A 26,421-nucleotide genomic window follows, 5' to 3' on the forward strand; every position below is an offset into this window, starting at 1 on the left:
CTGTGAAGACGCACAGGGGCCGGTAACGGATTGCTCAGGCTTTGCCCAATACCCGAACCATTTCGTACAACCATTCATACGAACTGATGAGTCAAGCTGGGCATGACTCACCGGACCGTAAGACCTAGGAGCAGGAGAGGACTGGTCGCCACCGCGTTCGGCGCCGGATTCCTCATAACCGGCGTGGCCGTCGCCGCACCCGCCTCGGCCGCCACCCCGACCGTCAGTTGTACGTCGTCCAAGGCGGCCCTCGCGGCCAAGCTGAAGAAGGACATCACCGCCGCGCTCGTGGGACGCACGGGCACGGTCGCCGTCGGTCTGTACGACCGCACCACCAACACCACCTGCACCCTGCGCGCCACCACCGCCTACGACTCGGCCAGCGTCGTCAAGGTCACCGTCCTGTCCGCGCTGCTGTGGGACGCGCAGAAGACCGGCCGGGCGCTGACCAGCCGGGAGAAGTCCCTCGCCACGGCCATGATCACCAAGTCGGACAACGCCGCCACCTCCACCCTGTGGAAGCAGCTCGGTCCGACGCGGATCAAGAACTTCCTGACGGCCGCCAAGATGACCCTGACCAAGCCGGGCGCCAATGGCTACTGGGGGCTGACCCAGATCACGGTCACCGACGAGCAGAAGCTGCTGAACCTGCTCACGGCCAAGAACACGGTCCTCACCGACGCCTCGCGCGCCTACGTCAACCAGTTGATGGGCCAGGTCGTCGCCGCCCAGCGCTGGGGCACGCCGTACGGCGTTCCGGCCGGTGTCACCTGGCACGTGAAGAACGGGTGGCTGTCGCGCGCCACGCTCGGCTGGCGGGTGCACAGCGTCGGCACCTTCAAGGGCGGCGGCCACGACTACAGCATGACCGTCCTCACCCACGGCAACAGCACGATGAACTACGGCATCGCGACCATCCAGGGCGTCGCCAAGGTCATCCACAAGGACCTCGCGGCCTCCTGACCGGCCGGGTCCGTGGCCGGGCCACGATCTTTAACCAACAGTCCTACCGGCCGTCACCACCCCGTCCTACGGTGACGTCCATGCGTCTGCGAACCGTAATCGCCGCCCTCGCCGCAGGCCTGGCGGCGGCCACCTCCGTCACTGCCGCCGGGCCCGCCGCCGCCAGTGCCCACCCGGGCACCGGCCACGCCTGCTCACCCTCCGTCGCCATCGACCGCTTCTCCGACGCCCTCGACAAGACGGCCTACGACGGCACCTTCGTCGGAAACCTCTCCGCGCTCGCCGTGGACGGGCACGGCTCCCTCGCGGCCCTCTCCGACCGCTCCGCCCTCTTCGACCTGGACACGACGACCCTCGCCCCGAAGGCGGTCGTCCCGCTCGCCGACGAGAAGGGCGCCGCCCTCGACTCCGAGGGCCTGGTCGTGGACCGGGACGGCACCCGGCTGGTCACCTCCGAGACCGAGCCGTCGATCCGCCGCTACAGCCGCGCGGGCCGGCTCCTCGACCGGCTTCCGGTGCCGCCCGCGCTGCTCGTCGCCCCCGCCGGGCGCGCCACCGCCAACCAGACCTTCGAGGGCCTGACCCTCCTGCCCGGCGGACACACCCTCCTCGCGTCGATGGAGTACGCGATCTCCGGGGACGCCACGAACATCGTCCGTTTCCAGACCTGGAACAGGACCGGTACCGGGACCACGGGCAAGGGCGGGGGCTTCGAGCTCGGCGCCCAGTACGCCTACCGCACCGACGCGGGCGCCGGGCTCGGCGTCCCCGAGGTGCAGGCCACCCCCGACGGCCGCCTGCTCGTCCTGGAGCGCGGTTTCACCTCGGGCGTCGGCAACACGGTCCGCCTCTACCTGGCCGACCCGCGCCACGCGACGGACACGAGCGGTGTCGAGAACCTCACGGACGGCCAGAGCGGCGTCCGCCTGATCAGGAAGACCCTGCTGACGGACCTGGTGACCTGCCCGTCCCTGGGAGCGACCGCCAAGCAGCCCCAGCAGAACCCCCTCCTCGACAACATCGAGGGCATGGTCATCACGGGCCAGGCCAGGGGCCGCCTCAAGGTCCTCCTGGTCAGCGACGACAACCAGAACGCGGCGCAGATCACCCGTTTCTATTTTCTGCGGGTGAGGGTCGCAAGGTAGGGGCGCGGGGAACTGCGCGACCAGCCCCCACGGCGCTGCACCCGAAACGCGGCCGAACCGCGGAGCGAATTGTTGCGGCGGGATGAAATCCGCCCCGTTCAACGTTGGTGCCTTCCGGAAGATCAGGCCGGCAGGTCGGGGTCTGAAGGGCTGAAGGAAGGCACCGGGGTGGCAGCGCAGCAGGGGGAGACACCGCGAGGCTGGGCACACCGCCTGGCAGGTTACGCATGGCGGCACCCGACGGACGTCGTCCTCGCGCTCGGCTCCTCGCTCGCCGGCATGGCCGTCATGGCGCTGGTCCCGCTGGTCACCAAGGTGATCATCGACGACGTCATCGGCGGCCACACCCGCGCCATGGCCCCCTGGGCGGGAGCCCTCCTCGCCGCCGCGCTCGTCGTGTACGCCCTGACCTACGTCCGCCGCTACTACGGTGGCCGGCTCGCTCTCGACGTCCAGCACGACCTGCGGACCGAGATGTTCGAGACGATCACCCGGCTCGACGGCCGCCGCCAGGACGAGCTGTCCACCGGGCAGGTCATCGGCCGTGCCACCAGCGACCTCCAGCTCATCCAGGGCCTGCTGTTCATGCTCCCGATGACGATCGGGAACGTGCTCCTCTTCCTGATCTCCTTGGTGATCATGGCGTGGCTGTCGCTCCCGCTCACCCTGGTCGCGCTCGCCGTGGCACCGGCCCTCGCGTACATCGCCAAGCGCAGCCGTACGAAGCTGCACCCGGCCACCTGGTACGCGCAGGCGCAGGCGGCGGCGGTCGCGGGCGTCGTCGACGGCGCGGTGAGCGGCGTCCGCGTGGTGAAGGGCTTCGGGCAGGAGGACCAGGAGACGGGCAAGCTGCGCGAGGTCGGCCGCCGGCTGTTCGCGGGCCGGCTGCGCACGATCCGGCTGAACTCGGCGTACACCCCCGCCCTCCAGGCGGTCCCGGCCCTCGGGCAGGTCGCCATGCTGGCGGTCGGTGGCTGGCTGGCCGTGCGCGGGCACATCACGCTCGGTACGTTCGTCGCGTTCTCCACCTATCTCGCCCAGCTCGTCGGCCCGGTCCGGATGCTGGCGATGGTCCTCACGGTCGGCCAGCAGGCCCGCGCGGGCACCGAACGCGTCCTGGAGCTCATCGACACCGAGCCGTCCATGACCGACGGCACGAAGGAACTCCCCGCCGACGCCCCGGCGACGGTCGAGTTCGACGACATCTCCTTCGGCTACGACCATGAGCGCCCCGTTCTCGACGGCCTCAGCCTCGAGATCCGCGCCGGTGAGACCCTGGCCGTCGTCGGTTCGTCCGGCTCGGGCAAGTCGACGGTCTCCCTGCTCGTGCCCCGCTTCTACGACGTCACCCGGGGCGCGGTCCTGATCGGCGGCCACGACGTCCGCGAGCTGACCTTCGACTCGCTGCGGGCCGCGATCGGCCTGGTCCCCGAGGACTCCTTCCTCTTCTCCGACACGGTCCGCGCCAACATCGCGTACGGCCGTCCCGACGCCACCCCGGAGCAGATCGAGGAGGCCGCCCGCGTCGCCCAGGCCGACGGGTTCATCGCCGAGCTGCCCGAGGGCTACGACACGAAGGTCGGCGAGCACGGCCTCACCCTCTCCGGCGGCCAGCGCCAGCGCGTCGCGCTCGCCCGCGCGATCCTCACCGACCCTCGCCTGCTGATCCTCGACGACGCCACCTCCGCCGTGGACGCGGCCGTCGAACACGAGATCCACGAGGCGCTGGCACAGGTCATGGAGGGCCGCACCACCCTCCTCATCGCCCACCGCCGCTCCACCCTGGGCCTCGCCGACCGCATCGCCGTCCTCGACGCCGGACGCCTCGCCGACCTCGGCACCCACGAGGAACTCCAGAAACGCTCCCCGCTCTACCGCCGCCTGCTCACCGACCCGGACGAGCTCGGCGGCGTCTCGCCCGGCCACGGCCAGCCGCCCGCGCCGGGCGAGGACACCTCCGTCCGCGACGAACTGGACGCCGAGTTCGACGCCGAGCGCGGGGTGACGCCCCGGCTGTGGACCGGCGACCGTGAGCCACGGGACAGCACGCTCTCCGACCTGTCGGCCACCCCCGAACTCCTCGCCCAGATCGAGGAGTTGCCCCCGGCCACCGACACCCCCGGCATCGACGAGGGGCAGGCGGTGCAGCCCGAGGAGTCCTACGGCCTGCGCAGGCTGCTGCACGGCTTCGGCGCCCCGCTCCTCGTCAGCCTCGGCCTGGTCGCCGTCGACGCCGGGATGAGCCTGCTGCTGCCGGTGCTGATCCGGCACGGCATCGACCAGGGCGTGAGCAGGATGGCGCTGGGCGCGGTCTGGGCCGCCTCGCTGCTCGGCCTGCTCGCGGTGCTGGTGCAGTGGATCGCGCAGACCGGCGAGATCCGCAAGACCGGCCGCACCGGCGAACGCGTCCTCTACACCCTCCGCCTGAAGATCTTCGCCCAGCTCCAGCGGCTCGGACTCGACTACTACGAACGGGAGTTGACCGGCCGGATCATGACGCGGATGACGACCGACGTCGACGCCCTGTCCACGTTCCTGCAGACCGGTCTGGTCACCGCCTTCGTCTCGGTCGTCACCTTCTTCGGCATCCTGGTCGCCCTGCTGGTGATCGACGTACAGCTCGCCCTCGTCGTCTTCGCGACGCTCCCGCCCCTGATCATCGCCACCTACTTCTTCCGCAGGGCGAGCGTGAAGGCGTACGAACTCGCCCGCGAGCGCGTGTCGTCGGTCAACGCCGACCTCCAGGAGTCGGTGTCCGGGCTCAGGATCGTGCAGGCCTTCCGGCGCGAGCGGGCCGGCGCGACACGGTTCGCGCAGGCCAGCGACGACTACCGGGTGGCGCGCATCCGGGGCCAGTGGCTGATCTCCGTCTACTTCCCCTTCGTGCAGTTCCTGTCGTCGGTCGCGGCGGCGGCCGTACTGATCGTGGGCGCGGGCCGGGTCGACGCGGCGACGCTGACGACCGGCGCGCTGGTCGCGTACCTCCTGTACATCGACCTGTTCTTCGCCCCCGTCCAGCAGCTCTCGCAGGTCTTCGACGGTTACCAGCAGGCGACCGTATCGCTGGGCCGCATCCAGGAGTTGCTGCGGGAGCCGACGTCCACGAAGTCCGCCGACGAGCCGCTCGAAGTGCTCTCGCTGCGCGGCGACATCGCCTTCGAGGACGTGCACTTCCAGTACGGGGCGGAGGAAGAGGCCCTGACCGGCATCGAGTTGAGCATCCCGGCCGGCCAGACGGTCGCGTTCGTCGGCGAGACCGGCGCGGGCAAGTCGACCCTCGTCAAGCTGGTGGCCCGCTTCTACGACCCCACCGGCGGCCGGGTCACGGTCGACGGCACGGATCTGCGCTCCCTGGACCTGACCTCGTACCGCCACCGCCTCGGAGTCGTCCCGCAGGAGGCGTACCTCTTCCCCGGCACCGTCCGCGACGCCATCGCCTACGGGCGGCCCGCCGCCACCGACGCCGAGGTGGAGGCGGCGGCGCGGGCGGTCGGCGCGCACGAGATGATCGCCACCCTCGACGGCGGCTACCTCCACGAGGTCGCCGAGCGCGGCCGCAACCTCTCCGCCGGCCAGCGCCAGTTGATCGCACTGGCCCGCGCCGAACTCGTCGACCCGGACGTCCTGCTCCTCGACGAGGCGACCGCCGCCCTTGACCTGGCCACGGAAGGCCAGGTCAACCAGGCCACGGACCGCCTCGCGGGCCGCCGCACGACCCTGGTGGTGGCCCACCGCCTGACCACCGCCGCCCGCGCGGACCGCGTCGTGGTGATGGACCACGGCCGGGTGGTGGAGGACGGCACGCACGACGAACTCCTCGCCCTCGGCGGGCGCTACGCGCGCCTGTGGCGGACCTTCGTCGGCGCACCCGAGCCCGAGGAGTCGGTGAGCGCGTCCCTGTGACGGTCGTCGCGCAACCATCCGACACCCGCCGCGCGTCCGTACGCCTGTACGGCCATCGGATGCGTCGGCGAGGTGGGGAGGGGACGGGGACTGTGGGCACAGGGGGGACTTGGGGACCTGGGACCAGAGGGAGCGGAGAGGACGGGGGGAGTGCGGCGGGGCGGCGGCTGGTCGGGGGGCTGGTTCTGCTGATCGTTGCCGCGCTGCTCGCCGTCGCGGCACCGGCCCGCGCCCATGCGGCGCCCGCCGCCTCCTGTACGGGGCGGCAGGTACGTACCCTGCCCTTCTCCACCGGCTCCGTGCTGGTGCACAAGGACGGCGGCCTGTTCTGCGCCTACACCGTCCAGAAGAAGCCCGGCACGAAGCGGCTGATCGGGGTGAGTGTGCAGGCGCGCGGCCTGGTCGCCGTACCCAAGTCGAGGCAGCACACGCGCAGTTCGCCGGTGGTGCAGGTCTACGCGGGACACCGGTGCGTGTGGGTGCGGGGCTCGGTGGGCGGCGGGTCCTACAGCTCGGGCTGGATCCTGTGCTGAACGCGAACCCGAGTCCGGACCTGGACCTGAACCTGGCGTAGGGCAATCCCCTCTGGTGCGACGGGCGTTGCCCCGGATAGCTTCCGGGTGCACATCTGTCTCACAGGGAAGGGTGCACGCGCATGCGCAAAGCGCTCAGATGGCTGCTGGCGCTCACCGTGCTCATAGGCACGCTGAGCACGGCCGGAGCGGCGACCGCTGCCCAGCCGGAGCCGACGGACATCAAGGACCGGCTGCTCTCCGTCCCGGGCATGAGCCTGGTCCAGGAGAAGCCGTATCCCGGCTACCGCTACTTCGTCCTCACCTACACGCAGCCGGTCGACCACCGGCACCCGTCCAAGGGCACCTTCCAGCAGCGCATCACGGTGCTGCACAAGGACGTCAGCCGCCCCACGGTCTTCTACACCGGCGGCTACAACGTCTCCACCACCCCCAGCCGCCGCGAGCCGACCCAGATCGTCGACGGCAACCAGGTCTCCATGGAGTACCGCTTCTTCAACCCCTCCCGCCCCGACCCGGCCGACTGGTCCAAGCTGGACATCTGGCAGGCGGCGAGCGACCAGCACCGCATCTTCCAGGCGCTGAAGAAGATCTACCCCCAGAAGTGGATCTCCACCGGCGGCTCCAAGGGCGGCATGACGGCGACGTACTACGAGCGCTTCTACCCGCGCGACATGGACGGCGTGGTGGCCTACGTCGCCCCCAACGACGTCGTCAACGACGAGGACTCCGCCTACGACCGCTTCTTCGCCCGCGTCGGCACCAAGGAGTGCCGCGACCGGCTGAACGCCGTACAGCGCGAGGCGCTCGTGCGCCGGGAGCCGCTGGAGAAGAAGTACGAGGCGTACGCGGCGGACAACGGCTACACGTTCACCACCATCGGCAGCCTCGACCGCGCCTACGAGGCCGTGGTGCTCGACTACGTCTGGGGCTTCTGGCAGTACAGCCTGCTGTCGGACTGCGCCACGATCCCCGCGAACGCGGCGACCGCCACGGACGACGAGATCTTCGACTCGATCGACACGATCTCCGGCTTCTCCGCCTACGCCGACCAGGGCCTGGAGACGTACACCCCGTACTACTACCAGGCCGGCACCCAACTGGGCGCTCCCACCATCCACTTCCCGGCCATCGAGAAGCAGTACATCCGCTACGGCTACCAGCCGCCGCGCAACTTCGTCCCCCGCGACATCCCGATGACGTTCCAGCCGGGCGCGATGCGGGACGTCGACACCTGGGTCAGGCACCACGCCCGGCACATGCTCTTCGTCTACGGCCAGAACGACCCGTGGGGCGCGGAGCAGTTCCGGCTCGGCAAGGGCGCGAAGGACTCGTACGTCTTCACGGCCCCCGGCCTGAACCACGGCGCGAACGTCGCCGGTCTCGTCGCGGACCAGAAGTCGCTGGCCACGGCCCGGATCCTGGACTGGGCGGGCGTCGCCGCCACCGCCGTCGCCCAGGCCAAACCGCTGGCGAAGTTCGACGCGAAGCTGGACGTGCGGGACGTGGAACGGGAGCCCGCGCTGCGCCCGTGACGTGACGTGACGTGACTCAGAGCGGCCGCGCGCAGCCCACCGGGTGGGTGTCGCCGCCGAGTTGGACGTAGAGGGCCGTGGACGCCGGGCAGTGCGCGCGGACGTCCACGGCCTTCGTCACCTCGTACCGCGGTGTCCCGGCCCCCGACCCGTCGCACGCCGTCTCCCGGACCCGGCCGCCGTCCGTGCCGCCGACACAGTCGCCGACGATCGTGCGGGGGCCGCCGCCGGCGCCCGGGTCGCCGGGGTGCGGCGGCTGAAGGTTGCGCATACAGGCGTACCCCTGCGGGATGAAACCGGCGGAGTCGGTGCCGGTCTGAGTCGGCTGTGCGCCGATGTGCAGGACGAAGTCGGTGGTCGGCGGGCAGAGCGGGCCCTCGCCGACCTCGCCGTCGTGCCGGGCGACGACCCGCGCCGCCGCCCGTTCACCGCCGCACGGCACCTCGGTGAAACTGGTCGTCCCGAAGGAACTGCACTCGCCGACGCCGAGGAAGAGCGTGCCGAAGCCGGAGCCGGGGGCCGGGGAGGCGGGCGTCCGCGAGGCCGTCGACGCGCTGTCCGGACCGAGGACCTGGCACGCCTGACACGCCGTCAGGAGCAGGGCGGCGGCCCACAGGATCACGACCCGGCGCACCGGGGACTCCTCGGGCTCCGGGAACTGGGCATCCCCCAGAGTGACCCGCGACGCCCGGCGCACGCCAGCCGCGCGGGATGCTTCGCGCGTGGTGAGGGGCGCACGCCCGACGCCCGGCGTAGCTACCTCTCATACGTCAGTCCGTGCCCGGTCGGATACAGCACCCGCGTCGGATCGTCCGCCCGCTGCACGGGCACCGGCAGCTTCCCGCGCGGTTCGACCGTCCCGGCGATCACCCTCGCGGCGGCCCGCAGTTCGACGTCGGTCCAGGAGTAGGTGGCCAAGCAGGCCTGTACGAAAGGCAGTTGGGCGACGTCGTACGGGTTGCGGATCGCCACCGCGACCACCGGCCGCCCGGTCACCGCCAGTTGCTCCACCAACCGCTCGACCAGCGTCCGCTGCGCACTGTCCGCCGTGACGTTGTACGTGGCGACCACGACGGCGTCGACCGCGCCCGCCGCTTTGAGTGCCTGAGTGATCGTCTCGGGTGCCGGGTCCGTGCCCGTGGACAGGGCGGTCGCCTCGAAGCCCAGGGCGGTGAGGGCGGCGGCGAGGACGGTGGTGGGCGGGCCGGTGGTGCCGGTCGGCGAGGCCGGGTCGGCGCCGAGGATCAGGAGGCGGGGATGGGTGCGGGGGGACAGGGGCAGCACCGGACCCTCGTTGAGGAGAAGTGTCGTCGTCCGCTCGGCGATCTCGTCGGCCGCCGCGAGGTGCGCCCGCGCGCCGACCGTCCGCCCGACGTCGGCCGGGCTGACGTACGGCTCGTCGAAAAGTCCCAGCCGTTCCTTCAGGCGCAGGATCCGCAGGACCGACTCGTCGAGCCGTGCCTCGGTCAGCTCCCCGTTCCGGACGGCCGTCAGCACGGCGTTGAACGCCACGTCCAGCTTGGGCGGGTTGAGGAGTTGGTCGACGCCGGCCTTGAGGGCGAGCACGGGCACCCGGTCGTCGCCGTACTTGGTGCGCACGCCCGCCATGTCGAGGGCGTCGGTGACCACGACCCCGTCGTAGCCGAGCGTCTCGCGCAGGATGCCGGTGACGATGGGGCGGGAGAGGGTGGCGGGGTCGCCGGAGTCGTCGAGGGCGGGGACCAGGATGTGCGCGGTCATCAGGGAGTCGACGCCGGCCGCGATCGCCGCCCGGAACGGCACCGCGTCCAGCGCCTCCCACACCGCACGGGTGTGGGTGATGACGGGGAAGCCGGTGTGGCTGTCGACGGCCGTGTCGCCGTGCCCGGGGAAGTGCTTGGCGGTCGCCGCCACCCCCGCCGCCCGGAACCCCTCGACCTCCGCCGCGACCAGAGCGGCCACCGCGTCCGGATCGGCGCCGAAGGAGCGCACGCCGATGACCGGGTTGGCCGGGTTGACGTTCACGTCGGCGACGGGGGAGTAGTCCTGCCGGATGCCCATCGCCCGCAACTCGCGCCCCGCGAGCCGCCCGAGCGTACGGGCGTCGGCGCGCGAACCGCCCGCCCCGATCGCCATCGCACCCGGGAACAGGGTGGCGGGCCGGCCCACCCGGCAGACGGCGCCGTGCTCCTGGTCGGTGGAGATCAGCACCGGCAGCCCGCGCGGCTGCTGGAGAGAGGCCCGCTGGATGCCGTTCGAGAGGTCCGCGAGCTGCGCCGGAGCGCGGGTGTTGTGCGCCCACGTGAAGTAGATGATCCCGCCGAGCCGGTAGCGGGCGAGCAGCTCGGCGGCCGTGCGCACACCCAGCTCGGCGAGGTTGGCGTCGACGTCGACCTGGTCGGGCGCGGTCGCCGAATGCCCGTACACCCGGGAGACGAAGACCTGCCCGACCTTCTCCTCCAGGGTCATCCGGGAGAGGAGACCGATCGGGTCGCGATCGCTCGCGGGTCCTGCGGCTCCGACCGTGAGGGCGGCGGTGACACCTGCGGTGGCGGCGAGCACGGTACGTCTGGAGGGCATGCGGGCGCTCCTTCCGGCGGGGGTCCGGTGGGGAGAGGCGGGGGGTCCGGTGGCGCACGCTACCCGCGAGGGCGCCGCCATCGGCGCATTGGAGGGGGGCGCGCCGATGACGGCTCGGCTGGCGGGCCCGCGGTGCGGCGGAGAGGGTGGGTCAGCGATCGCAGCCAGCAGCGAGGGCCGACACCGCACCGAGGTGACTCGTCCGACAACCTGCGAGTTGGACGAGCGGGCCCTCGGCAGGGTTCCCGCCCGGACCCGGATTCCCCGAAGTCGGGACGGGCGGGACGAGTGTGACGGGAGGGGCTGCTGAACCGGTCATCTCCGGCCTCCCCTCTCTCCCTCCCCAAGCATTCCCAGCCCCTCCCAGCCCCTCCCAGGGCCTCAGTGGGCCTCAGTGGGCAATCAGTGGGCCGACGCCCGCGGCCACTGCTCGCGCAGCGTCCGTACCGTCTCCGCAATGGCCGGTCGGCGGGCCGCGCCCGTGCGCCACAGGGCGTACAGGCGGCGTACGGGCATCGGGTCGAGCGGTACCTCGACCACGCCGGCGGGCAGGGGGCCGCGGCCGAGCCGGGGGATGAGGGCGACGCCGAGGCCGGCGGCGACCAGGGCGACGAGGGTCGGGTTCTCGTCGGCGGTGTGGACGACGTCCGGCTCGTGTCCCGCCGCGCGCAGCGTGCGCAGCAGCCAGTCGTGGCAGACCCGGCCCGGCGGCTGGCAGATCCACCGCTCGCCGCCCAGCTCCTCCCGCCGTACGGTCGTCCGCCCCACGAAGGGGTGGCCCTCGGGGACGAGCAGGTCGCACAGGTCGTCCCCGATCACGGCCTGCTCCACGCCGGCCGGGGCGGGCAGCGGCGCGATGTCCCAGTCGTGCGCGACGGCGAGGTCCACGGCGCCCTTCGCGACCAGGTCCACCGACAGATGCGGGTCGACCTCGGTGAGCCGGGCGTCCAGGGCGGGGTGCCGGCGGGCCAGGTCGGCCAGGACCGAGGGCAGCAGCCCGCGCGCCGCCGAGGCGAACGCGGCGATCGCCAGCCGCCCGGCCGGCACCCCGCGCCGCTCCTCCAGCTCGGTCTCGGCGCGCTCGACGATCGCCAGCAACTCCTTTGCTGTGGCGGCCAGTTGGAGTGCCTCGTCGGTGAGCCGGATACCGCGCCCCTCGCGCTCCAGCAGGACCGTGCGGGTCTCCCGTTCCAGCTTGGCGATCTGCTGGGAGACCGCCGACGAGGTGTAGCCGAGGGCGACGGCCGCCGCGCCGACGGTGCCGTGGACGGAGACGGCGTGCAGAGCGCGCAGCCGCTGAAGATCGAGCACCGTGAATCCCCTCAGTAGCGTTCGGTTCAGTAGCGTTTCAGTAGCGTTGCTTCATCCAACCATGCAGCAATCATCGCTGGTGCTAAAGGGTCCGCCCCGGTGATCATCACCGTATGCGTCCCTCCCACCTCGCCCTCGCCGTCCTCGTCGCCGCCGTCTGGGGCGTGAACTTCACCGTCATCGAGATCGGCCTCGACCACTTCCCGCCGCTGCTCTTCTCCGCCCTGCGCTTCCTGGTGGCGGCGCTGCCCGCGGTGTTCTTCGTGGGCCGTCCGAAGGTGGCCTGGAAGTGGATCGTGGCCGTGGGACTGGTGCTGGGGGTGGCCAAGTTCGGGCTGCTGTTCAGCGGGATGGCCGCGGGGATGCCGGCCGGACTGTCCTCGCTGGTCCTGCAGATACAGTCGGTGTTCACCGCCGTCATCGCCTTCGTCGCGCTCGGCGAACGCCCCACCCGCGTCCGCCTGTCGGGCATGGGCGTCGCCCTCGCCGGCATCGGCGTCGCCGCCGTCGACGAGGGCGCTTCGGGCCCGCTCGGCGCGTTCGCCCTGGTCATCGTCGCGGCGATGTGCTGGGGCGCGTCGAACGTCCTCACCCGCAAGGCGTCCCCGCCGGACGCGCTGAACTTCATGGTGTGGGTGAGCACGGTCCCGGTGCTGCCGCTGCTCGCCCTGTCCCTCCTCGTCGAGGGCCCGTCCCGGGACCTGGCCGCGCTGCGCGCCCTGGACTGGCAGGGCGCGGGCACCGTCGTCTACGTCGCCTGGGTCACCACCGTCTTCGGCTTCGGCGCCTGGGGCTGGCTGCTGCACCGCCACCCGGCGTCCACGGTGGCGCCCTTCTCCCTCCTGGTCCCCGTCTTCGGCATGTCGTCGGCCGCGATGTTCCTCGGCGAGTCGGTGAGCGGCCTGCGCTGGTGCGCGGCGGCCCTGCTGGTGGTCGGCGTGGCACTGACGTCACTGGCACCGGCGAGGAGGACGGCGGGGCCCTCCGTCCCCCCGGCTGTTCACACGCGGTCCGCCGCCTCGACCCTCGTCCATCCCGTGGACGTACCGGCAGGGGGGCGCGGCGGCGCGGGATCATGAGGGGCATGGCACTCGTCGACCTCCCCGGTTCCAAGTCCATCACCGCCCGCGCCCTGTTCCTGGCCGCGGCCGCCGACGGAGTCACCACCCTCCGACGGCCCCTGCGGTCCGACGACACCGAGGGGTTCGCCGAGGGCCTGACCCGGCTCGGCTACCGCGTCGGACGGACCCCGGACGCCTGGCAGGTCGACGGCCGCCCGCAGGGACCGGCGCTCGCCGAGGCCGACGTGCACTGCCGGGACGGCGCGACCACCGCGCGCTTCCTGCCCGCCCTCGCCGCCACCGGCCACGGCACGTACCGCTTCGACGCCTCCCCCCAGATGCGCCGCCGCCCCCTCCTCCCGCTCACCCGCGCCCTGCGCGACCTGGGCGTGGACCTGCGGCACGAGGCGGCGGAGGGCCACCATCCGCTGACCGTGCGGGCGGCCGGCGTCGAGGGCGGGGCGGTGGTGCTGGACGCCGGCCAGTCCTCCCAGTACCTGACCGCCCTCCTCCTGCTCGGCCCGCTCACCCGCACCGGCCTGCGCATCACGGTCACGGACCTGGTCTCGGCGCCGTACGTCGAGATCACGCTCGCGATGATGCGGGCGTTCGGGGTGGAGGTCGGCCGCGAGGGCGACACGTACGTCGTCCCGCCGGGCGGCTACCGCGCGACGACGTACCGGATCGAGCCCGACGCCTCCACCGCGAGCTACTTCTTCGCGGCGGCGGCGCTGACCGGCGGCGAGGTGACCGTGCCCGGCCTCGGCGCCGGCGCACTCCAGGGCGACCTGGCTTTCGTGGACGTACTGCGCCGGATGGGCGCCCGGGTGGACGTCGGCGCGGACCGTACGACGGTGTCCGGGACCGGCGAACTCCACGGCGTGACGGTCAACATGCGGGACATCTCGGACACCATGCCGACCCTCGCCGCGATCGCGCCCTTCGCCTCCGGACCCGTCCGCATCGAGGACGTGGCGAACACGCGCGTGAAGGAGTGCGACCGCCTGGAGGCCTGCGCGCAGAACCTCCGGCGGCTGGGCGCGGCGGTGACCACGGGCGACGACTGGATCGAGATCCACCCCGCCACGGACGACTCTCTCGCGGGTACGGAGATCAAGACCCACGGCGACCACCGCATCGTCATGTCCTTCGCCGTGACCGGGCTGCGCGTCCCCGGAATCTCGTTCGACGATCCTGGCTGCGTCCGCAAGACTTTCCCCGGTTTCCACGAGGCGTTCGCGGAACTGGGCCGGCTGCTGCGGAAGGACCCGACAGGGTGACGTTCACACCGTTCATACGGCTCACACCGCAAGGGGCGCTTCTGGAGGGCGAGTTGGTGCGCCTGGAGCCGCTCGAGCGGCGGCACGCGGGCGAGTTGGCGGTGGCGGCGGCCGAGAACCGGGAGACGTACGGCTACACCCAGGTCCCGACGCCCGACGGGATCGACTCCTACATCGACGACAAACTCGCCGCCGCGGCGGCCGGCCGGGTCGTGCCCTACGCGCAGGTGTCCCGCGCCACCGGCCGCGCCGTCGGCACCACGGGCTACTGCGAGCCGCGGTGCTGGCGCAGCGACGACCGGCTGGACGCCGTAGAGATCGGCTTCACCTGGCTCGCCGCCTCCGCCCAGGGCACGGGCGTGAACGCGGAGGCCAAACTCCTGCTGCTGCGGCACGCCTTCGAGAGTTGGGGCGTCTCCCGGGTCGACCTCAAGACGGACGCCCGAAACGCCCGTTCCCGCGCGGCCATCGAAAGCGTCGGCGCCCGTTTCGAGGGCGTCCTGCGCAACTGGTTCCCCTCCTCGGCCCCCGGCGAGAACGGCCGCCTCCGCGACTCCGCGATCTTCTCCATCACGGCCCGGGAATGGCCCGAACGCCGGGTGAGGCTGGAGGAACGGGTGGCGGGCTTCCGAGCACGCGGAACGCACGGGAGCACGTCATGAACCAGGGTCCACCCCCGAGGCGAGGCCCGTCCGCCACCCAGGAAGCCGTACTCACCGGCGGCAGCGCACTCCTGTGGTGCGCCGCGGCCCTACTCCTCCACCTGGAGAACCAGTCCAGGGACCCCTGGGACCCGCCCTACCCCGACGAAACCCCCTTCTTCCTACTGGCCACCACAGCCGCCGCCTCCCTCCTCCTCACCCACACCCTCCGCCGCCGCACAGGCAGCCCCCTCCACGGCGTGATCCTTGCCCGGGCGGTCACGGTGCTCGCGGTCTGGGCGGCTTTGATCGCGACGGCGATCACCACCTGACGGAGACGGGCGGTGCCGTTGGAACCCTCGGCGGATTCACGCCGAGTCGTTGAGCAGCCGTCCCAGATACTCGCGCCCGCGTCCCAGCAGGCCCGGCAGCGGTGCCGCCGTCTCGTACCAGCGCTTCTCGTACTCCCAGCACAGCCACCCGTCCCAGCCGTGCCGCGCCAGCACCTCCACACACTCGGCGAGCGGCAGCACCCCCGCGCCCAGCGCCAGCGGGGTGGTGTCCTCGGCCGAGCTGATGTCCTTGACCTGGACGTATCCGAGGTACGGGGACAGCGCCGCGTACGTCTCCTGCGGCTGCTCGCCGCCCAGCCAGGTGTGCATCACGTCCCACAGCGCGCCGACCTGCCGGTGCCCGACCGGCCCGAGGACCCGGATGGCGGCGGCACCGGTGCGGTGCGAGTCGTGGGTCTCCAGCAGGATGCGTACGTCGCGGTCGGCGGCGTACTCCGCGGCCGTGCCGAGCCTACGCGCGGCGACGGCGTCCGCTTCGGCCTCCGGCTGCCCGTCGGCCCCGCCCGGGAAGACCCGGACGTACGGCGCCCCGAGGTCCACGGCGAGGTCGATCAGCGTCCTGACCTCCTCCACGACCGCCGCGTCCGCCCCGGGAGCGGCGACCCGCGCGTACCCGGCGATCCCCAGCACCTCCACCCCCGCCGCCTCGAACGCGGCGGCCACACCGGCCCGCTCCGCCGGCCCGATGCCGGGATGGACCGGCTCCTCCGGATGGGCGCGCAGTTCGACCCCGTGATACCCGTGCGCGGACGCGAGCGCCAGCACCTCCGGCACCGGCAGCCCTGGAACACCGAGGGTGGAGAAGGCGAGCTTCATGGTCCTACTGTCACCCGGCTGGGCGCATGGGTCCAGTGGGGGGCGTTCGCCGGACGCCCCGGCGCGGCGACGGAAGACGAGACACCCGGTCTTCACGCTCCTGCGCTTCGGGCTCCTGCGCTTCGGGCTCCTGCGCTCCGCGCCCCTGCGCTTCGGGCTACCGCGGCACGCAGGAGCGGAACCGGCGCAACAGTTCCCGCCGGGCCGGGCTCTCCGCGTCCCCAGACGCGTGATCCGTTGCACCGGAAGCAGAACGCGATCGCGAAGAGCGGCTCGGGATCATCGGCGTCGGCGTCGGCGTCGCGGATTCCCCAACCGGGCAGGAAACAACGGTACTTCGGTCCGTCCGGCAACTCGGCGACGTGGATCACCTCGACGAGTTCGCCCTTCTCGTGCGCGCGAGGGAGCCGTAACCTCTCGGCTCACCCCCGCGCCCACCCCCTCGGCACCCCCGAAGACCCCCGCACCATCAACTCCCCCCGCACCGTGGCGATCCCGCCCGGCGGCGGCTCCTCGCGCCCCATCGCGATCCGCCCCGCCCGGGCCCCCGCCTCCGCCAGCGGCAGCCGTACCGTCGTGAGCGACGGCACCACGTCGATGCTGAAGGGGAGGTCGTCGAACCCGGCGACCGACACGTCCTCCGGGATCCGCAGCCCCGACTCCCGCAGCGCCGCGCACGCGCCCAGCGCGACGGAGTCGTTCGCGGCGACCACCGCCGTCAGCGACGGATCGCGGCGCAGCAGTTCCAGCGTGGCCTCGTAGCCCGCGCGCCGGTCGTAGGGGCCGTGCACGGTCCAGCGCGGGTCCTCCGCGATGCCGGCGGCGGCCAGCGCCGCCCGGTGGCCCTCCAGCCGGTGCCGGGTCGTCGTCCGCTCCTCGGGGCCCGCGATGTAGCCGAGCCGCCGGTGGCCGAGGCCGATGAGGTGCTCGGCCAGCTCCCGCCCGCCGCCCCGGTTGTCGAAGGTCAGCGCGATCGCCGAGGTCTCCGGCGCCGGCGGCCGCCCGCACAGCACCACCCGCGTCCCCGCCTCCCCCAGCCTGCGCAGCTTCGCCGCCACCGCCGACGCGTGCGGCTCGTCCTCCACGGCCCCGCCGGTCAGCACCACGGCCGCGGCCCGCTGCCGCTGCAACAGGGTCAGATAGGTCAGCTCCCGCTCCGGCGAGCCCCCGGTGTTGCAGACCACCGCCAGCCGCTCGCCCCCGGCGCGCCCGCCGGGCCCCCCGATCTCCGACTGGATCGCGCTCGCCATGATCCCGAAGAAGGGGTCGGCGATGTCGTTGACGAGGATGCCCACCAGGTCGGACGTCGCCGCCGCCAGCGCGCTCGCCGGCCCGTTCAGCACGTAGTCCAGCTCGTCGACCGCCCGCAGCACCCGCTCCCGGGTGGTGGCGGCGACGGGATAGTTCCCGTTCAGCACGCGCGACACCGTCGCGGGCGAGACCTGCGCGCGGGCCGCCACGTCCGCCAGGGTCACCGTCATCTACTCGTCCTCCGGTCACACATCTCGTCGTACGTCGTACGTCGTCTACGTCGTCGTACGCCCGGGTGGTAGACAGCAGCCGTACGGGCACGGTTGCAGTCGTAGGGAACGGTTCCGGGCGTGTCGAGCAGACCTTACGGCCCCGCACCCCTGTCGTTCGCCCCCTCGAACAACTCGGGATGGACACGGTCTTGTCCGGACCGCCGGTCAAAGGCTAGCTTCTCCTTGTATAGAAAGCGCTTGCTGTAACGCTGATCAGGAAGAGGCGTACGCGGCGCGCACACACCGCGTACGAAACGCGCGGGCATCCCGGCGAGAACCACCGGCATGCCACCGCGCACGACGCCTACGAAGGGATCGACGTGACACGCAAGACGGTGCGGATCGCCATGAACGGCGTGACGGGGCGCATGGGCTACCGCCAGCACCTCGTCCGCTCCATCCTGGCCCTGCGCGAACAGGGCGGCCTCGACCTCGGCGACGGCACCGTGCTGTGGCCGGAGCCGATCCTCGTCGGCCGCCGCGAGCACGCCCTGCGGGCGCTCGCCGAGCAGCACGGCCTGGACCCGGAGAACGTCTCCACGGACGTCGACGCGGTCCTCGCCGACCCGACCGTCGAGATCTACTTCGACGCCCAGGTGACGTCCGCCCGCGAGGAGGCGATCACGAAGGCGATCGCGGCCGGCAAGCACATCTACACGGAGAAGCCGACGGCGACCGGCCTCGACGGCGCCCTGGAACTGGCCCGGCTGGCCACGGCGGCCGGCATCAAGCACGGCGTCGTCCAGGACAAGCTGTTCCTCCCGGGCCTGCTCAAGCTGAAGCGCCTCATCGACGGCGGCTTCTTCGGCCGGATCCTGTCCATCCGGGGCGAGTTCGGCTACTGGGTCTTCGAGGGCGACTGGCAGGCCGCCCAGCGCCCGTCGTGGAACTACCGCGCGGAGGACGGCGGCGGCATCGTCGTCGACATGTTCCCGCACTGGGAGTACGTGCTGCACGAGCTGTTCGGCCGTGTGAAGTCCGTCCAGGCCATCGCCACCACCCACATCCCGCAGCGCTGGGACGAGAACGGCAAGCCCTACGACGCCACCGCCGACGACGCCGCCTACGGCATCTTCGAACTCGAGGGCGGCGCGATCGCCCAGATCAACTCCTCCTGGGCGGTCCGCGTGGGCCGCGACGAACTCGTCGAGTTCCAGGTAGACGGCACGGAGGGCTCGGCGGTCGCCGGCCTGCGCAACTGCCGTGTCCAGCACCGCAGTTCGACCCCCAAGCCGGTCTGGAACCCGGACATCCCCGCCACCTACTCCTTCCGCGACCAGTGGCAGGAGATCCCGGACAACCAGGACTTCGACAACGGCTTCAAGGCCCAGTGGGAGCTGTTCCTGCGGCACGTCTACGCCGACGCCCCCTACCACTGGGACCTGCTGGCCGGCGCCCGTGGCGTCCAACTCGCCGAGCTGGGCCTGAAGTCCTCGCTGGAGGGCCGCCGCCTCGACATCCCGGAGGTTACGCTGTGACGATCCAACTCCCGGACGCAGCAGGCACCTTGAGGCCGTACGAGCCCCGCACGGAACCCCTCGCCCTGACCACCGGCGCCCCCTTCACCTCCCGTACGGTCTTCTCGGCGGCGCACGTCGTGGCGGACCCGTTCGCGGACGTGTCCCCCGATTCCCCCGCCGCCGTCGACTGGGACGCCACCCTCGCCTTCCGCCGCCACCTGTGGTCCCACGGGCTGGGCGTCGCCGAGGCGATGGACACCGCCCAGCGCGGCATGGGCCTGGACTGGGCCGGCGCCGCCGAACTCATCCGCAGGTCGGCGGCCGAGGCCAGGTCGGTGGGCGGTCTGATCGCCTGCGGCGTCGGCACCGACCAGCTCACCGCCCCGGCGACCCTCGCGGAGGTCCGCACGGCCTACGAGGAGCAGCTCGCTTTGGTGGAGGAGTCGGGCGCCCGCCCGATCCTGATGGCGTCCCGAGCCCTGGCGGCGGCCGCTTCCGGCCCCGACGATTACCTCGACGTCTACGGCCACCTCCTGCGCCAGTCCTCGGACCCGGTGATCCTGCACTGGCTGGGCCCGATGTTCGACCCGGCGCTGGAGGGCTACTGGGGCTCGTCCGACCTGGACGCGGCGACGGACACGTTCCTGGAGGTCATCGCGGCCCACCCCGACAAGGTGGAGGGCATCAAGGTCTCGCTCCTGGACGCCCAGCGCGAGATCGACATCCGCCGCCGCCTCCCCCAGGGCGTCCGCTGCTACACCGGCGACGACTTCAACTACCCCGAGCTGATCGCGGGCGACGAAAAGGGCTTCAGCCACGCGCTGTTGGGCATCTTCGACCCCTTGGGCCCGCTGGCGGCGGAGGCGGTAAGAGTCCTGGACACAGGCGACACGGCAGGGTTCCGCTCGCTGCTCGACCCCACAGTCGAACTGTCCCGCCACCTCTTCCAACCCCCCACCCGCTTCTACAAGACGGGCGTGGTCTTCCTGGCCTGGCTGGCCGGCCACCAGTCGCACTTCACGATGGTCGGCGGCCTCCAGTCGGCCCGCTCCCTCCCGCACTTCGCCCGCGCCTACGAACTCGCCGACGGCCTGGGGCTGTTCCCCGACCCGAAACTGGCGGAGGAACGCATGAAGACCCTGCTGGCCATGTACGGAGTGACCCGATGACCACAACTGCCAACCCGTTGGCCCGCTTCAGCATCAACCAGATGACGGTGAAGCAGTTGTCGATGCCCGAACTGGTCGACGCCTGCGTGGAGTTGGGCGTGCCGGCGGTCGGCCTGTGGCGCGAGCCGGTCCAGACGTACGGTGTGGAGGCCACCGCCAAACTGGTCCGCGACGCGGGCCTGACGGTGACGACGCTGTGCCGGGGCGGCTTCTTCACGGCGATCGACCCGACCGAACGCGCGGCGGCCCTGTCCGACAACCGCCGCGCGATCGACGAGGCGGCAGCACTGGGCACCGAGGTGCTGGTGCTGGTCTCCGGCGGCCTACCGCCCGGCTCGAAGGACCTGCACGGCGCCCGGGAACGCATCGCGGACGCACTGGCGGAGCTGGGCCCCTACGCCGAGACCCACGGCGTGAAACTGGCCATCGAGCCCCTGCACCCCATGTACGCCGCCGACCGCTGCGTGGTCTCCACCCTCACCCAGGCCCTGGACCTGGCCGAACGCTTCCCGGCCCACCAGGTAGGCGTGGCCGTGGACACGTACCACATCTGGTGGGACGACCAGGCCCCCACCCAGATCGCCCGCGCCGGCGCCTCCCACCGCATCCACACCTTCCAACTCGCCGACTGGACCACCCCGTTGCCCGAGGGAGTCCTCACCGGCCGAGGCCAGATCGGCGACGGCGCCATCAACATGCGCGAATGGCAGACCCACGTGGAAACAGCCGGCTACACGGGCCCCATCGAGGTCGAACTGTTCAACGACGGTTTGTGGGCGAGAAACGGCAGGGAGGTACTGGCGGAAACGGCGGCCCGGTTCATAGAACACACGGCGTAACACGTCCCCGAGGCAGTGCCCAGTGCAGTGCCGTGCAGCGTCCGGAGAGGAAGCACCGACCTCTCCGGACACTGCCGTATCCGCGGGCGTCGACTTCGCCGTACCGGACTCGGGTCCGGGATCCCGCACCTGAACCACTGAAGGACCGGTCCCCGACCGTAGGATCGCTTCCCATGTACGTCAGCCGGATCCTCGTACAGGACATCAAGTCCTTCCACGGTCCACGTCAGGTCGACCTCACCCTCACCCGCCCCGATGGCAGTCACGCCGGCTGGACGGTGCTCGCGGGCCGCAACGGCTCGGGCAAGACGACGCTGCTACGGGCTATGGCGCACGCGCTCAGCGGGCCGGTGGCCGCGCGTGGTCTCGTCCAGGGGTATGAGAACTGGATCGCCCGAGGGGCCGATTCGGGCACCGTGGTGGCCGAGATCGTCAGGCACGGAATCTTCGACGGGTTCACTGCCTCGGGCCGTACCTCGAACAAGTTCCGGACCGGGCTGCGGTGGACGGCGCCGAAGGAGGGAGCCGGGGGACGCAGAGGCGCACAGCCCGCACTGGAGGAGATCAGGCACAGTGCCAAGGCGACGAGCGCCAGCCCGGCGCAACGGGGGCCGTGGGCCGACAACCCGGTGGGCTGGTTCTGCGCCGCGTACGGCCCGTTCCGCCGGATGGCGGGGGGCTCGGGTGAGGTGCAGCGACTGATGCTGGCATCCGGACCGGTGGCCCGGCAGGCAAGCCTGTTCCACGAGGACGCGTCCCTCGCCGAGGGCGTGGCCTGGCTCATCGAGCAGCACCTGCGCGAGTTCGAGGGCAGGGAAGGCGCCGCGGGGCTGAAGAGGGCGGCGCTGGCGGTGCTCGGTGACGGGCTGCTCCCGGACGGCTATCGCGTGGAGGAAGTCGACTCCGAGGGCCTGTGGGTCACCCGCGGAGGGCAGCGCTTCACGCTGCGGGAGATGAGTGACGGTTTCCGCACGGTCGCGGCACTCGTCGTCGACCTCCTGAAGCAGATCCACGACGCGTTCGGCGACGCGGCGTTCACTGGAGAGGGCGAGCATTCGTTGCTTCGCCTGGTACCGGGCGTGGTCATCATCGACGAGATCGACGCCCATCTGCACGTCTCCTGGCAGCGTCGCATCGGCCCGTGGCTGACCTCCCACTTCTCCAACATCCAGTTCATCGTCACCACGCACAGCCCGTACATCTGCCAGGCGGCGGACCCCGGCGGTCTGATCCGGCTCCCCGGTGTGGACGAGGCGCGCCCGCCCGAGGTCATCGACGAGGACCTGTACGACCGTGTGGTGTACGGCAGCGGCGACGACGCCGTCCTCTCGGACCTGTTCGGCCTGGACACCCCGTACTCCGAGCGGGCAGAGCAGGCCAGGGCCGAGTTCGTGGACCTGGAGGCGCAGATCTACGACGGGGCCACGTCCCCCGAGTCGCTCGCCCGCTACCGGGAACTGAAGGAGCGGCTCACCAGCTCGCCGTCGGCCCGTGTGGACGAGGTGTCGGCCCATCTCCACCGGCTCGCGGAGGAGATCGCCGAGAACACACAGGACACGACAAATACGACGGGTACGCCGGATACGTCGGGTGAGGAGCGGGAGTGATCCGGCTGCCGCGGGCCGCCCTGTCGCCGGTCACGGTGGCGAAACTGGGGGACTATACGGAGGAGATCCGACAGCAGGCCACGGAGCAGGCCCGCAAGGCCAAGGCGAAGGATCTCTGGGCGAACCGCCGACAGGTCCGCCCCGCACTCGCCACCGCCCTGGCCCAGATGGCCCCCGGCCACGAACGCTGCATGTACTGCGGTGACGGCCAGGGCACGGACATCGACCACTTCGAGCCCAAGAGCCGCACCCCGCTGCGCACCTTCGACTGGCTCAACCACCTCCTCGCCTGCTCGTACTGCAACAGCAACCAGAAGCGGAACCAGTTCCCGACGAGCCTCGAAGGCACCCACCTCCTCGTCGACCCGACCGCCGAGGACCCCTTGGACCACCTGCGACTGGTACTCCCGCTCGGAACGTACCGGCCACTGACCGACCGGGGCCGGGCCTGCATCGAGGTGTTCGGCCTCAACACGAGGGCGGTCCTGGTCAAGGGCCGCCGGGACGCCTACGCGACGGCCCGGCACTCGATCGAACTGTGGCGCATAGCCATGGACAAGGGCCAGCGCACGAAGGCCACCGAGATCGTCCGGGTCGCCTGGAACCGCCCCCTGGTCGACGTCCTGGTCGCCATGTTCCACCAGTCCGGACACCCCTCGGCCGACGCGCTGTTCGTAGGAGAGGCCGAGGTACTCACCCTCCTCCGAGACCCCGAACTCCGCACCGCATTCCTGCCCCCGGGCTAGGAGTTGTCTTCAAGTGTCACGCCCACATCAGGAGCGATGCGAGGGTGACGGCTGCCGGTAGGACTCGGCGGTCTTGTCATAGCGGGTGGCGATGCCACGCCACTGCTTGAGCTGGTTGAAGCAGCGTTCCACCGCGTTGCGCCGCTTGTAGCCAGTCGATGTCCCCGGCCGCGTCCGCTTCCGCCTGGGCGAGCCGGAGCATCCGCTCGAAGGTCCTGTCGAGAGGCCGACGGCGAAAAGGGGTGTGCAGTGTGGCCCACGGGCCGTACCGCTCGGGCACGTCCCGTCAGGCAGTGCCGGTGCGGAACTTCCACACGGTCCCGCTGAGCACGGTGCGGTCGTCCGACCGCTTCCGGCCCCGCAAGGACTCGGGCAGCAGCGGCCGGACGAACTCCCCCTCGGCATCCGACAGTTCATGACGACGTATCACCCGAGCATGATCCACCACTCAAGATCATTTGAAGACGCGCCCCCTGGACGCCTTCCGGCTGCCCTGACCGGGTGAGTTTCAGTCGCTACCTGGGATGAGTTCACCGGTCGCGGCATCGATCGCCACATCCCGCTTGCCACTGCCGACAAGCCACACCGGTCGCCATTCGCCCTTGATCTGTTGGGCGAGAAGCAAGGTGGAGTCGGTCGGCAGGCCAGTCGCCTGCTCGGCGAGATCCCTGGCCTTGGCTTCGTCGACCGTGACCGACGGCAGGGCCGGGTCGTCGACAGCCCTAGCTGTAAACCCGATGACCCGCCCTGTCGTAGTGACGGTGAGATCGAGACGCATCGGCAACAGAACCCCGTCGGTGTACCGTCGGTAAGCCACCACGTAGGCATGTGTGGGACCGTCTCCTACGGAGCGGATCTGCTGCTTGCTGCCCGCTACGTTCCTGGGGAACCACATACGGGCGAACTTGTCTGCGGCCGTGGCGACTTGTTTCTTGCTGAAGCTGCCTTCATCGCCACGCGTGTTGGAAGACCAGGCACTTTCCAGATCTTTCTCCGGCCACCAGCCTGCGATGCTCCCACGGTTCGTCTCGGCGGTGATCTTCAGGCGCTTTCCACGCTTCTCAGTTGTCGTCTCGCGAACCTGGGTGTCGCTACCGTAGATGCCCTTGGCTGCTGTATTGATCCACTCATCGGCTTGAATCGCGGATTCTGCGAAGTTCTTCCTCTGGTCGTCAATCGCAACGATGTCGACCGAATCGACACGGGAATGGAAGACGCCGCCCAAAGCCACGGTACCGACCAGGGCAAGCGATGTCCCCCAGAGTAGATCACGCACGGGCTTGCGCAGTGACTGGCGCCGCTGGTGCAGCCAGAGAGCTCCTGCCAGGGATCCCAATGCGGCACCCGTTGTATTCGCTGCGAGGTCCGTCACACTGCACGAGCGGCCCAGGTTCACAAAGGACTGGATGAGTTCGACAGCTCCACTCAGGCACCCGAACGCCACTGCGACTGTCGCCGGCCGCTTGAATTGCAGCACGGTCAGAAACGCGCCGGGCGCGAAGAGAGCGATGTTCAGCAGGGAACTCGTCGACGTGAACAGATGCGCGGGCATGCCGGTGTCGCACTGACCGGACTCCAAGCCTGCGTCGCCTGGCAGGAGGGTCACGGTGACGATGCCGACCAGGTAGGCAGTCAGCGCCGTCCGCAAACGCCACGGTTTGTTCCTGGCTTTGGCGATGAGTGCCGTGGGTACCGCGACGAGGGCAGCCAGGATCAGGAAGGTGACGATGAGGCCGGGCACGGCCTTGATGGATGCTTCGATCACGAGGTGGCCTTAAGTACACGAAGCCGGGACGTCGGTGAGACGTCCCGGCCACCGTGGAAGTGGTTAGCAGACGCTGAGGTTGGGGGTGTAGTAGTTGCCGGTGCTGGCTTTCATGTAACCGGCGATGGAGCAGTCCGGGACATCGGACTTCTTCTTTCCGCCCCAACTGTGTGACAGTGTCTGGCCCGAAGAGATCGACTTTTGCGTGTCCACGACCAGAGACGCCCCGGTGTCCATCGCGAGCTGGATCGTGACCTTGCTGCCACCAGTCTTCTTGTACGTGGTGGAGGAGTAGTACAAGGCGCAGTTACCGCTTACGAGACACCCGTCGTCCCCGTTGATCGTCAGAACCCCGTTCGATAGCTGAGTGCTCTTGGATCCGAACGCAAACGCGGACGTTCCCGTAAGGACAAGTGCACCTGTCATAGCCGCAATAGCCAGCGCTTTCTTCAGCACTGTGTTCCCCCTCGTGGTCAGTGAGGTGCTTGTGTCATTTACAGGCTCAATAACCCGTGAAGGCTAGCCCGGACGGATTTGACGAGGCCAGGTAAAATTGGGGCTGTGTCTCAAAGTGGATCACGAATGGCTTGACCGCTACCGGGCTCCGTCGGTCACCCAGGGTTCGGCGCGCGCAACATCATCACCGCTGGTGAACGACACCTCGACAATCTTCGCTACGGGTGTGCCCTGCGCGAAGAGCAGGATCATCTGGACCCGGTGCCAGGTCACCACGGAGCCGGTGCCCCGGCGGATGATCCGCAACAGCCGCCGGCCCTCGTCATCGTCGATCTCCGGCATGGCGGACGACCTCCTCGGCCACGCCGACGCACTCCTCACGGAACACCGGACGACCAGTCGGGAAGCCGCAAGCCCGCGCACCGCACCTAGTGTCCTGAGTCGTTAATTCGTGTGCAGTATGCGGCGAGGGTGTCGAGGATGTCGTCGGCGGTCTTCGTCCAGACGAACGGCTTGGGGTTCTTGTTCCACTCGTTGATCCAGCCGCGGATGTCGCGTTCGAGTTCGACCACGCTGCGGTGGGCCGAGCGGCGGAGTTTGCGGCAGGTCAGTTCGGCGAACCAGCGCTCGACGAGGTTGAGCCAGGACGCCGAGGTGGGGGTGAAGTGCAGGTGGAAGCGGGGGTGGCGAAGCAGCCACTTCTTGACCGGCTCGGTCTTGTGGGTGGCGTAGTTGTCCAGGACCAGGTGGAGTTCG

23 protein-coding genes and 1 pseudogene are annotated in these 26,421 nt (G+C 70.7%); 14 read left to right on the plus strand and 10 right to left on the minus strand.

What is annotated here, in order from left to right; genetic code table 11:
• The first annotated feature begins 102 nt into the window (after positions 1–102).
• From BMZ82_RS07310 to BMZ82_RS07330, 5 genes are all read left to right on the plus strand, one after another.
• Complete coding sequence (locus BMZ82_RS07310; protein WP_093772886.1) at positions 103–963, plus strand: serine hydrolase; 861 nt, start codon at positions 103–105, stop codon at positions 961–963.
• A gap of 80 nt (positions 964–1,043) precedes the next feature.
• Positions 1,044–2,108, plus strand: coding sequence for an esterase-like activity of phytase family protein (locus BMZ82_RS07315; protein ID WP_093772888.1), 1,065 nt, complete (start codon positions 1,044–1,046; stop codon positions 2,106–2,108).
• Between the two features lie 168 nt (positions 2,109–2,276).
• Positions 2,277–6,011, plus strand: coding sequence for an ABC transporter ATP-binding protein (locus tag BMZ82_RS07320; RefSeq protein ID WP_093772890.1), 3,735 nt, complete (start codon positions 2,277–2,279; stop codon positions 6,009–6,011).
• A 299-nt stretch (positions 6,012–6,310) separates the two neighbouring features.
• On the plus strand, positions 6,311–6,544 hold the full coding sequence (locus BMZ82_RS07325; RefSeq protein ID WP_371271163.1) for a hypothetical protein: 234 nt from the start codon (positions 6,311–6,313) through the stop codon (positions 6,542–6,544).
• 122 nt (positions 6,545–6,666) lie between these two features.
• Positions 6,667–8,079, plus strand: a complete 1,413-nt coding sequence (locus tag BMZ82_RS07330) for a S28 family serine protease (RefSeq protein ID WP_093772892.1) — start codon at positions 6,667–6,669, stop codon at positions 8,077–8,079.
• A gap of 16 nt (positions 8,080–8,095) precedes the next feature.
• Here BMZ82_RS07330 and BMZ82_RS07335 read toward each other — a convergent pair whose 3' ends face one another.
• The 3 genes from BMZ82_RS07335 to BMZ82_RS07345 form a co-directional block, all read right to left on the minus strand.
• Positions 8,096–8,713, minus strand: coding sequence for a hypothetical protein (locus BMZ82_RS07335; RefSeq protein WP_093772894.1), 618 nt, complete (start codon positions 8,711–8,713; stop codon positions 8,096–8,098).
• A gap of 122 nt (positions 8,714–8,835) precedes the next feature.
• Positions 8,836–10,638, minus strand: coding sequence for a glycoside hydrolase family 3 protein (locus BMZ82_RS07340; RefSeq protein WP_093772896.1), 1,803 nt, complete (start codon positions 10,636–10,638; stop codon positions 8,836–8,838).
• Positions 10,639–11,040: 402 nt separating this feature from the next.
• On the minus strand, positions 11,041–11,949 hold the full coding sequence (locus BMZ82_RS07345; RefSeq protein ID WP_093772898.1) for a LysR family transcriptional regulator: 909 nt from the start codon (positions 11,947–11,949) through the stop codon (positions 11,041–11,043).
• Between the two features lie 113 nt (positions 11,950–12,062).
• Here BMZ82_RS07345 and BMZ82_RS07350 point away from each other — a divergent pair, with 113 nt between their 5' ends.
• The 4 genes from BMZ82_RS07350 to BMZ82_RS07365 are packed head-to-tail and all read left to right on the plus strand — an operon-like array spanning position 12,063 to position 15,263.
• Positions 12,063–13,028 carry an EamA family transporter gene (locus tag BMZ82_RS07350; protein ID WP_256251805.1) on the plus strand — a complete coding sequence of 322 codons (966 nt, stop codon included), beginning with the start codon at positions 12,063–12,065 and terminating at the stop codon, positions 13,026–13,028.
• A 5-nt stretch (positions 13,029–13,033) separates the two neighbouring features.
• The gene (gene aroA, locus BMZ82_RS07355; RefSeq protein WP_093772900.1) at positions 13,034–14,290 is read left to right on the plus strand and encodes a 3-phosphoshikimate 1-carboxyvinyltransferase; all 1,257 of its coding nucleotides are present in this window, start codon (positions 13,034–13,036) and stop codon (positions 14,288–14,290) included.
• On the plus strand, positions 14,287–14,952 hold the full coding sequence (locus tag BMZ82_RS07360) for a GNAT family N-acetyltransferase (RefSeq protein ID WP_256251806.1): 666 nt from the start codon (positions 14,287–14,289) through the stop codon (positions 14,950–14,952). Before aroA ends, BMZ82_RS07360 begins: the two co-directional genes overlap by 4 nt.
• Positions 14,949–15,263, plus strand: a complete 315-nt coding sequence (locus BMZ82_RS07365; protein WP_093772902.1) for a hypothetical protein — start codon at positions 14,949–14,951, stop codon at positions 15,261–15,263. Before BMZ82_RS07360 ends, BMZ82_RS07365 begins: the two co-directional genes overlap by 4 nt.
• A gap of 36 nt (positions 15,264–15,299) precedes the next feature.
• Here BMZ82_RS07365 and BMZ82_RS07370 read toward each other — a convergent pair whose 3' ends face one another.
• Both BMZ82_RS07370 and BMZ82_RS07375 read right to left on the minus strand, forming a co-directional pair.
• A complete protein-coding gene (locus tag BMZ82_RS07370; RefSeq protein ID WP_093772904.1) occupies positions 15,300–16,100 on the minus strand; it encodes a sugar phosphate isomerase/epimerase family protein in 801 nt (266 codons plus the stop codon).
• A 422-nt stretch (positions 16,101–16,522) separates the two neighbouring features.
• Positions 16,523–17,581 (minus strand): LacI family DNA-binding transcriptional regulator, encoded by a 1,059-nt coding sequence (locus BMZ82_RS07375; protein WP_093772906.1) that lies wholly within the window; start codon positions 17,579–17,581, stop codon positions 16,523–16,525.
• Positions 17,582–17,943: 362 nt separating this feature from the next.
• Here BMZ82_RS07375 and BMZ82_RS07380 point away from each other — a divergent pair, with 362 nt between their 5' ends.
• The 5 genes from BMZ82_RS07380 (at position 17,944) to BMZ82_RS07400 (ending at position 23,444) form a co-directional block, all read left to right on the plus strand.
• Entirely contained in the window at positions 17,944–19,101 is a 1,158-nt protein-coding gene (locus BMZ82_RS07380; RefSeq protein WP_093772908.1) for a Gfo/Idh/MocA family protein, read from the plus strand.
• Entirely contained in the window at positions 19,098–20,252 is a 1,155-nt protein-coding gene (locus BMZ82_RS07385; RefSeq protein WP_093772910.1) for a dihydrodipicolinate synthase family protein, read from the plus strand. Before BMZ82_RS07380 ends, BMZ82_RS07385 begins: the two co-directional genes overlap by 4 nt.
• The gene (locus tag BMZ82_RS07390; protein ID WP_093772912.1) at positions 20,249–21,091 is read left to right on the plus strand and encodes a sugar phosphate isomerase/epimerase family protein; all 843 of its coding nucleotides are present in this window, start codon (positions 20,249–20,251) and stop codon (positions 21,089–21,091) included. Before BMZ82_RS07385 ends, BMZ82_RS07390 begins: the two co-directional genes overlap by 4 nt.
• Positions 21,092–21,264: 173 nt before the next feature.
• The gene (locus tag BMZ82_RS07395; protein WP_093772914.1) at positions 21,265–22,698 is read left to right on the plus strand and encodes an AAA family ATPase; all 1,434 of its coding nucleotides are present in this window, start codon (positions 21,265–21,267) and stop codon (positions 22,696–22,698) included.
• Positions 22,695–23,444 (plus strand): HNH endonuclease, encoded by a 750-nt coding sequence (locus BMZ82_RS07400; protein WP_256251807.1) that lies wholly within the window; start codon positions 22,695–22,697, stop codon positions 23,442–23,444. Before BMZ82_RS07395 ends, BMZ82_RS07400 begins: the two co-directional genes overlap by 4 nt.
• A 286-nt stretch (positions 23,445–23,730) precedes the next feature.
• Here BMZ82_RS07400 and BMZ82_RS41185 read toward each other — a convergent pair whose 3' ends face one another.
• The 5 genes and pseudogenes from BMZ82_RS41185 to BMZ82_RS07425 all read right to left on the minus strand — a co-directional run.
• On the minus strand, positions 23,731–23,874 hold the full coding sequence (locus BMZ82_RS41185) for a hypothetical protein (protein WP_218159021.1): 144 nt from the start codon (positions 23,872–23,874) through the stop codon (positions 23,731–23,733).
• Positions 23,875–23,952: 78 nt separating this feature from the next.
• A complete protein-coding gene (locus BMZ82_RS07410) occupies positions 23,953–25,209 on the minus strand; it encodes a VanZ family protein (RefSeq protein WP_093772916.1) in 1,257 nt (418 codons plus the stop codon).
• 63 nt (positions 25,210–25,272) lie between these two features.
• A complete protein-coding gene (locus BMZ82_RS07415; RefSeq protein WP_093772918.1) occupies positions 25,273–25,509 on the minus strand; it encodes a hypothetical protein in 237 nt (78 codons plus the stop codon).
• A gap of 333 nt (positions 25,510–25,842) precedes the next feature.
• Positions 25,843–26,007 (minus strand): annotated as a pseudogene (locus tag BMZ82_RS07420) (IS630 family transposase); the annotation flags it as partial.
• A gap of 86 nt (positions 26,008–26,093) precedes the next feature.
• Positions 26,094–26,421 (minus strand): transposase (locus BMZ82_RS07425; RefSeq protein ID WP_177244416.1); only part of this gene is annotated, 328 nt, incomplete at its 5' end.

The sequence above is a fragment of the Streptomyces sp. yr375 genome (assembly GCF_900110755.1).
GTDB lineage: Bacteria > Actinomycetota > Actinomycetes > Streptomycetales > Streptomycetaceae > Streptomyces.